The sequence below is a fragment of the Clostridiisalibacter paucivorans DSM 22131 genome, assembly GCF_000620125.1.
GTDB lineage: Bacteria > Bacillota > Clostridia > Tissierellales > Clostridiisalibacteraceae > Clostridiisalibacter > Clostridiisalibacter paucivorans.
In genome coordinates, this window is sequence record NZ_JHVL01000072.1 from 1 (window position 1) to 9,574 (window position 9,574).

At 27.6% G+C, this 9,574-nt stretch carries 9 protein-coding genes and 1 pseudogene; 1 reads left to right on the forward strand and 9 read right to left on the reverse strand.

Annotated features, from left to right (window positions below):
- The 9 genes and pseudogenes from Q326_RS0114245 to Q326_RS19125 all read right to left on the reverse strand — a co-directional run.
- A partial coding sequence (locus Q326_RS0114245; protein ID WP_034602435.1) for a transposase occupies positions 1-218 on the reverse strand: 218 nt, incomplete at its 3' end.
- Positions 219-536: 318 nt separating this feature from the next.
- Positions 537-1,946 (reverse strand): hypothetical protein, encoded by a 1,410-nt coding sequence (locus Q326_RS0114250; protein ID WP_026895988.1) that lies wholly within the window; start codon positions 1,944-1,946, stop codon positions 537-539.
- Between the two features lie 246 nt (positions 1,947-2,192).
- Complete coding sequence (locus Q326_RS0114255; protein ID WP_026895989.1) at positions 2,193-2,540, reverse strand: hypothetical protein; 348 nt, start codon at positions 2,538-2,540, stop codon at positions 2,193-2,195.
- 5 nt (positions 2,541-2,545) lie between these two features.
- Positions 2,546-3,898, reverse strand: coding sequence for an AAA family ATPase (locus Q326_RS0114260; protein WP_026895990.1), 1,353 nt, complete (start codon positions 3,896-3,898; stop codon positions 2,546-2,548).
- Positions 3,899-4,180: 282 nt separating this feature from the next.
- Positions 4,181-4,496 (reverse strand): annotated as a pseudogene (locus Q326_RS19245) (transposase); the annotation flags it as partial.
- A 474-nt stretch (positions 4,497-4,970) separates the two neighbouring features.
- Positions 4,971-5,540, reverse strand: coding sequence for a hypothetical protein (locus Q326_RS0114270; protein ID WP_026895991.1), 570 nt, complete (start codon positions 5,538-5,540; stop codon positions 4,971-4,973).
- 120 nt (positions 5,541-5,660) lie between these two features.
- Positions 5,661-5,792: a hypothetical protein gene (locus tag Q326_RS19120; RefSeq protein ID WP_284071446.1), complete on the reverse strand. Its 132-nt coding sequence runs from the start codon at positions 5,790-5,792 to the stop codon at positions 5,661-5,663.
- A gap of 878 nt (positions 5,793-6,670) precedes the next feature.
- A complete protein-coding gene (locus Q326_RS0114280) occupies positions 6,671-7,588 on the reverse strand; it encodes a hypothetical protein (protein ID WP_026895992.1) in 918 nt (305 codons plus the stop codon).
- 138 nt (positions 7,589-7,726) lie between these two features.
- A complete protein-coding gene (locus Q326_RS19125; RefSeq protein ID WP_284071447.1) occupies positions 7,727-7,852 on the reverse strand; it encodes a hypothetical protein in 126 nt (41 codons plus the stop codon).
- Positions 7,853-8,692: 840 nt separating this feature from the next.
- Between Q326_RS19125 and Q326_RS17520 the strand changes: the two genes are divergently transcribed.
- Complete coding sequence (locus tag Q326_RS17520; protein WP_034602436.1) at positions 8,693-8,965, forward strand: helix-turn-helix domain-containing protein; 273 nt, start codon at positions 8,693-8,695, stop codon at positions 8,963-8,965.
- Positions 8,966-9,574: the final 609 nt, after the last annotated feature.

Sequence of the window (9,574 nt, forward strand, 5' to 3'; positions counted from 1 at the left end):
ATTTTAAGTTTATCTTCTTTTCTCCATCTCTTAAGTCGATTAGGATTACTATTGGGTATTAATTTGCCTTCTATTCTAGCTTTTCTCTTCCACCCATAGATAGTGTTTGTAGATACTCCTGTTTCCTTAGATACCTGTGATACTTTTTTATTTATTGGCGGAGATATTTGCCTTAATATATCTTCAATGTATTCTTTATTATAGCTCTTATTTTTCATATAGATTGTCATCCTTTCTTTACTCACAATTATTATAACATCTATATGACAACTATTCTAACACAGGGGGTACTTTATTCTATACATATAAAGCAAATAAAAATAATATAGATATGATTTTTCTTACTCCCACTCGATAAGCCAGAATATAAGTTAAACTTATTTGTTTAGTTTTAGTGATGATTCATGTGGGTTTGGGGATATTTTATTTGTATTATTTGAGGGTTTAGAAGTTTTTAATATCAAAGTAATATCAAATTTCTTTTCACTAAATGTTCTCTTTGAACAACTATACGATAAACAAAGTAAGCATTTTATTTATTGTGCAAACAAGTTTTGCTTAAAATCTTTCATAGCATTTATAATAACAATATTTGCATTGTTACACAAATCGTACTTATTTATGCTTTCAGTAACAATCTCATATTCTCTTTCATTATAATATACATAACATAAAATTCGGTTTTTACTCTCTTTATTATTATTTACAAATCTATTGATAATATTTTTCTCAACGGGAGAGTTAAATACTTCCTTAAATTCCAATATATAATCAACATTCCTTTTTTGATTAATCTTGGGTCTACCAGCAAACCAAATTCTGTTGAATAATATTTCTAGAAACTTTATGTTAATACCTTTATTGTTAATATAGAGATATTTATTCCCACCTAGTTCTTCAATAACGTATTTCAATTGGGATAAGCGTTTTTTTATAGCTGAAGTATTATCTATATCCTTCATATTATAAAACCCTGTTCGATTCCTCAATAAGTTAATCAGAGCATTGCAATTTGTATCAAATAATAAATCAAACTCCTTAATTAATTCTTTATTATTATTTATTGCTTCTGACGAATTATCTTCTTTTGATTTAATGTAATAATCAATCAATTCTGGATACTGTTTTGCTAAAGAATCGATCTTTCTATTAACTTCTGCAGCAGTGAAATCTCCATTAATAATTTCTGATATATATTCATTAATATGGTCCCTAAACTTACTGTCTTCAATGCTTATTCGTGAGTATCTCAAGTCCTCAATAAAATTTTTACGCGAAATAAAATTATCGCCTTTTACAAGGATATCTTCAGGTACTAGAAGAACAAAATCATTGTTGAATACTGGTAAATAATATTCTTTTGCTTTCCATTCTTCCTCTCGAAAATCAAAATAAGCATTTTCAATCATAATTTGTTTACATTGTGATTCTTTCAAAAAACGAACGCAAAACTTTTCTGTAAAGTCTAGCAAAAATGGCTTAATTAAACTTGTTGTAAAATCACTCACATTATCTAATCCATGTCCTTCACTAAACAAGCATAATTTTTCCATATGACTTGAATTTGTTATAGTCTCTTGACCAAAGCTTTTTATATAATCACTTGCATTAATACATACTTCTTTTGCAAATTCATTTTTTAATCCATTCCCCGAATTTCCATAAAGTGTATAGCCTAACCAGTTTTGCTTTGGCTCTTTAAAAAAATAATACTTTTCTTGTATACTAGCATCATTTTTTGCTTCTTCTGCTTTTCTGCACAAGAACTTAATATATTCTATCATATCTTCATGGGCTTTCTTATATACAGCTTTATTATTAGAATATAATAGGAAAGGGTCTATAAAAGCCGGAGTATCTGAAATTAACGATATATCAAAAGCTCCATATTTTTTCATTAAATATTTATCTACATTAAAAAAATCTGAAAAAAAAGTTTTTTCCATTCAATATCCTCCTGAATTTGATTGTAATAATTTAGTTGCATTTATCTATAAACTATAAAACATCAAGAGAACGATTGATTAATTATTCCCCCCTTTGTAATCAAATTTCAAGATAAATATTGAATTTACTTTCAAAATATGATATCATTTAAACGCCAATTTAAAATAATATATATTTAAAGCAGATATTTATCCCATAAAGGCATTATCAATTGCCTTTATTCTTTATGCCCTATAGTAAATTTCTTATACTGCTTCTATTAACCATGCTCTAAAGCTATATATAGAATCAAATTCTATATAATCTTTCAATTGCACATTACATGGATTTATCACATATATTTTATCAAAATCCTTCTTATAGTCATTTACTCTGGCTCTTACTTTCTTTCTAATAGTAGTTTCACTAAGATTATTTTGCAAATTAATGTGTATAGGTACAATCATATATTTACAAGTTTTGGTATTACACCTAATTCTGAGCTCATTTAATATTTTCCTATCCTGTTCTAAGCTATATAAAACTATTATCTTCATTTTTAGTGCTAACTGAGGCATATTGCGTTGACCAAATAAGCTACTATTTTTCTTCATATACGCTACTCCTCTCTAAAATTTGGAATAGCTCCATATCTACCACTTAAATAAGCTTTATCTATTTTCTTATCAAATCTTTCATTATATTGTTCGAGGGAATATAATTCGGATTCACCATCTGGATTATTATTCATAAACCAAATCTCATCCCTTCTTAGTAAATCAAGGTCTAGAAGTCTTGATTCATGAGTTGTAATAATTAATTGTGTCCTCTTATTTCCTAATGAATCTAAATAAGCTTTAATAAATTGCCTAGTTAATAGGGGATGTAAACTTCTATCTATTTCATCTATGATATAAACTTTGTTATCATTTTCTGAGAATAATATTTCAATTAATTCTAATATTCGCCTAGTTCCATCTGATTCTTCAGATAACCTAAATGTCCCACTGCTTCCGTGTTGAAACTCAATTGTTTTTATCTCAACTTCATAATTTTTATTAACTTCAAATATATAAAAATCTTTATTCCCTCGTAAAAGTGCACCTAAAGATTCTATGTCTCTTTTTTGTTTTTTTGATTCGGTGATTTCCTTTTCTAAATCATCAAAAACTTTCTTTAATATATCTGATGGTATTGTATTGCTCAAATCTTCTCTCTTAGCATCAATAATTTTAAAATTAGTAATACCAGTATCGAATCTCTTAATCATCTCGCATATTTCATCAGAATTTGCTTTTTTCATAAAATATGAATAACTAGAAAATACTCTATCTGGATAATTTATGTCTAAACTATCTTCAAACCAATTAAAAACATTTCTAAAAACACTTAACTCATTTTTCTTCTTATATAGATCTGTTTTATTCCGATTCATCTCTGACAGAAACAAAACTGAATCAAGCCGCTTAACATCATCAAAATATATTTTTAATCTATTTGCAATTTTTTCATTTCTAAAGTATTTTCCTAAATTAAACCTTTCGTCTATTAAATTTCTATAAAATATTTCACTACTTTTATTGTCTGGGGAAAGCTCATAAAGCCATTCTGATACGATACTATTCTTATTCAAAATAATTTCAAATCCATATGAATAGTACTTTTCATCTAATTTTATCTCAAATTCAAAATGACTAGGTTTCTCTTTATTTTTTCCATTTGTTCTATTATACTTATTGGTATATCCTTTTGGTATATCCTTAACAATTACTTTTCGAGCAAATTCTAATGAACTTATAAGGTTAGACTTACCTGAAGCATTTGTTCCATATATAGCTGTTAATCGCAACAAATTCATACCTTTACTCTTATGTAAATGTTCACGTTTCCCTCTTGCTTTACCACTTATCATGCACAATTCTTGCAATATTCCAATTGACATAAAATTCGATATTCTAGCTCGTATTAACACTTTAATGACCTCCATTCATTTATGTTTTAAGTGATTTTTTCACTTTAGTCAAGTTCAAGATAATATGTCTTTCAATTATACAAAGAGACAAGAAAGACATAAGAATGATATAATCAAATTACAATTTTAGTAAAATAAATGTAATATGCTAACCAAAAAATATAAAATTTATAAATAATAATGAGGTATTACAATAAAGTAACACCTCATTAAAACTAAAGATCTATTCAAATCTGACAATAATTAATTCAATCCGTTATATGGTTGCCAAAGTTATCAATCTTTAAAACCTAATATATTCCTTACATTTTTAGGTATAACTGTATGCTCAAACTCGCCACTTTTATCCTAGGAACTTCTATTTCCATATCACTAAATTTGGTTTTTTACTTTCTTTTCTGTGTAAGTATTCCTACAATTATCTGTATCCTTGTTTTTTCTATCTCCCTTTTTATAACCCAGTTCTACTTCTAACTCAGCCTCAAGCATTTCTTGTAAAGCTATTTAAACATATCTCTTAAAAATGAAGATCTCCTGGTGTTTTTTAATTACCGTCCTTAATCATATGTCTTAAAACTTCCTTTGGTAATATACTCATAACAAAACTTCCTCCTGGATTAATAATTATTTTAATTATTGCCAGAAAAGAGCTTCTATTTTCACTTAATCACAAAGTTGTTACATCACCTATTAATAACCTGCAATACATATTTTATTTATTATTTTACTTACTATACACATTGTAGATTCTTTAAATCATTTCTTTATTTTTTGATTTACAATTATCATTTTTGAATAGAAATAGTCATCTTCAACATAAAATAATATATTGCGAAAACGCTCATATTGTGACTTATAATGCACTTATTAATAGAAATAACATTGATAGAAAACTACAGTCATTTATGATACGGTTCATCGTAGTTCACTTTATTACAAAATTTCCTTTATTGCTTAGAACCCTTATATCTACTATAAAAGACACTTGTTTAAGTATAACCTCTATATCTTATTTTGTCACGACAATTACCTTTCAACCTACCTTGATGTGATGATAATGATGAAGAAATAATTATTCAAATTTTACTTTTATAGAAAATCCATAAGTAAATTGTTTCATAAGAAATGGAGTGAAATCAATCGCACTCTTACTGCTAATATTACCATCATCTTTATAGCCCTTATAATAAATACATGTAAATTCACCATTGTTTATTTCAACATTACCACCAAACCCTCTACGCATAGTTACGAATTTTTCAACATCAGAAATATCAAGCATTTTACAATTCATTGTATTATCGTTTATATAAATTTCAGGATTAATACTGTTTTCATCATTGCTATTAATGACAATAAAACCTTCTTTTTTATTAGTTTCATCTATATATTCTTGTGTTTCTATTACTTTTCCATCTTTATACCAATCTACAACAAGATATATTTTTTCTACTTTCTCTACATTATATCCCATTATTAGGCTGTCAGAATTAGTAACTGTATTGGCTAATCTTTGCTCTCTATCAGTTAATTGTATGAATCCCATATATTGTTCATACTGACTAGGACCACTACTTAATTCTTTTTCTTTACATCCTACTAATAACACTAAAATCAACAAAATAAGTATTATTTTTCTCATAACAAACTTCCTTTCGATATATTTCCTCATACACATAAAAAACAATTATCAATCCATCAAAACAGCACAGAACGTTGAATGTTCAATGTAACGAATTTTTAACTAGAAGTCGGTGATTTACTATATTTTTACTTCACAGTCGATTTTTCTCTTAGCCAAATCATGTTCTGTATATAAATCATATATTTTACCAATTATCATCTGATAATCGTTATCATTTATGATACGGTTCGCCATACCATATCCTAACACACACAATATTCAAAATTAGTATATCATATTTTTCCATATTTATCCTCAAATCCTACAAAGTTTGATTCTTCCCTTATCTGGGCGTGGGTACCCCACAATTTACACACCTTTGTTTAACAAAGTAGAAGCTTGCTCCACTACTAAAGTAGCGGTTTTGTGTAGCTCTCCTGTACAGCTATTTATATACTTACTGTATATTAAATTTCTCAATAAGGGTATCTATTACTACTAGTAATGCATTTGGGTTATTGAGAATATAATCTTCAATCTGCTGATTAGTCCAACTCAAAGAAGTAAAGTTTCAGTAGAAAAGACTGTTAACTCATTTCCATCTTATTCTATATATTTTAGATAGGGGTGAGACTTTGGCTATTGGAGATAAAATCATAAAAACACGAACAAATCGTGGCATTACACAAAAGGAACCAGAACTAGCTATAGGCTTAGAGTAAAATTATTGTAGGTAAATTTTCAAAAAAATAAAAAAGAGAGTTCCTCCATATGTTATGATGTAAGTGCCAAAACCAACATCAAAGGATGAACTCTCTTGGAAACTATTATACATGAAATTTCACAAAAATCATCAATGAAACAAAAGAAAATTTAACTAATACTTTGGCAAACCATAAAGGTATATGGAAATCATGCATCCAAATGTGCATAAAATTTAATTAAATTACCTGTCTACTTGACAAAGGTCAGTTCACTACTAGTCTCTATTTTTCTTTTATTTCTTAAGTAATCTGGGATAATTAACCTACCCCATACCAATGAAAAATAATTGGGATTTTAAAAGATTTGTCCTTCGAGATATCGAGAATGTAAATAAGGGCTATCTCAAAAAGTTGTTTTACTACTTTAAGTTTAGCCCCTTCTTTCTAATCAAATTCAATTTCAGCTTCCTTCTCATAAACAATTCCAAGTTTATCTTCTGCTTTAATTATAATTTTTATATCTTCTTCATTAATTAGATGATTTTCATACTCTTGCTCATATTTTATATCCTTTGTTTTAATTAATATGTTTTCATATTTTTCATCGTATTCAAAAATCTCATAACGTTTTGAATTTTCTGCTTCGCATTCCCTTAACAAATCTATTTCTCTAAAGAGCTTATCCTTTACATAAATATAGGCCTTAGCTGTTTTTAATTTTAGAATATCGGACATTACTCTATTATTACTAAAATATCTATTACCTTTGGGTGAATTATGAATGACAATAAATAAATTGAATCCATTTTTGTGAGTATTAATTTCAACCTCGGTATCAATACGCTCCATAATATCATCATTAATATTGATTTCACCTAGTTCTGCTGAACGAATAGAATCCTCATCTTCTGCTATAATTTCTAAAGTATAGTTTTCCTTCATAGAAAGGTTAATTTCCTTTTTAAAATGGAGGGCATTTTCACAATGTAATTCTATTTTTTCCCATGCAATATTTTCTGGACTTGAAATAAGATTTCTACCTATCCTCAAATATACCTTAGAATTCTTCTTTAAAGTATTAAAGTCTAAAGAAAATACTAAAGTTATAGTTTCAAAATCCTTAGATATTTTTTTATAATTAATACTCCAATTTCTTATCCATTGATTTTTTAATTTAAAATCCTTTAAAGAGGTAATAACGGAATCCTCCATATCATCTATACTTAGGATTGCTTGATTTAAACGGTCTTTATGGCATTTTATTTGTTCTTCTAGGCTACTAACTCTTTTATATTGCATTATATCCATAAAAATTATGAGAATAATTACTGCCAGGATACTTAATTTAACTAATTTATTCATCATTACACCACCTTTAAAACTATATTTATGTCATACTAAAATTTTATTGCTTTTTTGAAATCTAATATACTTTCATCTACTGATGTCTCTGCAATGATTTTAAGTAATAATCTCATAGCTTATGCATGCTCACCTAAATTATAAATTGACCTCCGCATTATTTGGAAATATCTTTACCAATTCAACAAGCACTGAATTAACTTCTTTTAATTTACCATTTTTTCTAAGTTCAATAGCTTTCCTCAGTATATCTTTTATAATCATTTCTCCTCAAAATATTCTTTACAAATCATCTAACCAGTATAACCTTTATTGCATTTTTACATTTGCGCTAAATCTCAACTTCTCTTAAGTTCATATTTAATGCCTCCCCACCAACTTTAACTTTACAAATATCATTTTCTTTAACATTAAGTTTTACATTTATTTCCAATGGTCTATTCATAGAATATCCTTGTTTAAAAGTAATGCTGTCACATTATAATAAATCAAGCATACCGTAATTATATAAATAGCATGCTAAAGCACCACTAGAAGCACCTGTTGCTGATTCTTCATCAACTCCATATAGTAGAGCTCAATTTCTACAATATGCATTTGAATTGTCAAGGAAATCGAGCAAGTAGGAACGGTCCTTGCTTGCTCAAGTAGTATAGCCTTTTTAAATTCAAACTGTCACTTATAATAAGGTTCACCATATCATATCCCAACACACACAATATTCAAAATTATTATATCATATTTTTCCATATTTATCCTCAAATCCTACAAAGTTTGATTTTTCCCTTATCTGGGCGTGGGTACCCCATAATTTACACACTTTTGTTTAACAAAGTAGAAGCTTGCTCCACTACTAAAGTAGCGGTTTTGTGTAGCTCTCCTGTACAGCTATTTATATACTTACTATATATTAAATTTCTCAATAAGGGTATCTATTACCTCCAGTAATATTATTTGGGTTATTCAGAATATAATCTTCAATCTGCTGGTTAGTCCATCTCAAAGAGGTAAAGTTTCAGTATCAAAGACTGTTGACTCACTTCCATCTTCTTTTATCTTTTGTATAATTTAATAAAAGACTTTATTTTAGATAGGGGTGAGACTTTGGCTATTGGAGATAAAATTAGAAAAATACGAACAAAGCGTGGCATTACACAAAAGGAACTAGGACTGTCTATAGGATTTAGCGAAAGAACTGCCGACGTTAGGATTGCCCAATATGAATCAGGAAAGAAAATTAAATTTCATTTGATTGGACTTGATCATCTCTTAGAAGAATGGTATGAAAAGAAAAAAGCTCTTGAAAGCGGTAAGATATCTCAAGAAGAATATTATGAGTGGAAAATGAATTGGCCTAAAAATATGGATAACCATTAAAAGTTTTTTTACTTTTATCCGAAAATTAATATCAAAAGACATTAAAAAACCTCTGTAACCCTTAATATTAAAGGATTACAGAGGTCTTATTTCTTATTCCCACTCCGTAATTTGATAATTATCACATATGTCACACGTTGAAAATACAGGCTTTCAGCGTCATTGATTTCATAAAAATAAGCCATTTTTTATGGCTTCATGATTTTTTAGTATCATATTAGTATCACATTATCATTCAAACGATCCTGAAAAGGTGCTGTGAAATCAATGCTTCTATGAATCTATTATACAACAATTTGAACACAAAGGAAATATTGAATCTGAAGAATAAAAAAAAAGGGGGCTGTTTCATAACTGATTAATCAGTTATGAAACGCCTCTTTTATTATGTTCAAGTTAACAACTCAAGTACCTAAGTTTCAATAAATTCAAATATATTTTTCTTAGCCTAATTTTAAGTATAGCAAACAAAACTTAAATATTTTTAAGTTTTATTCTATTTATTCTATTTTTTATAATTAAATTGCCTCTTTATATTTCACGAAACCCAGTTTATTAGATTTCATTTTATTACTTAATTTTTTTATATTTATGGCAAAACTTAATAAT

Excerpts from the sequence above, each read along its gene's own strand:
- Q326_RS0114250 (WP_026895988.1), bottom strand. The coding sequence starts at position 1,946 with ATGGAAAAAACTTTTTTTTCAGATTTTTTTAATGTAGATAAATATTTA.
- Q326_RS0114255 (WP_026895989.1), bottom strand. The coding sequence starts at position 2,540 with ATGAAGAAAAATAGTAGCTTATTTGGTCAACGCAATATGCCTCAGTTA.
- Q326_RS19125 (WP_284071447.1), bottom strand. The coding sequence starts at position 7,852 with ATGATTATAAAAGATATACTGAGGAAAGCTATTGAACTTAGAAAAAAT.
- Q326_RS0114280 (WP_026895992.1), bottom strand. The coding sequence starts at position 7,588 with ATGAATAAATTAGTTAAATTAAGTATCCTGGCAGTAATTATTCTCATA.
- Q326_RS0114270 (WP_026895991.1), bottom strand. The coding sequence starts at position 5,540 with ATGAGAAAAATAATACTTATTTTGTTGATTTTAGTGTTATTAGTAGGA.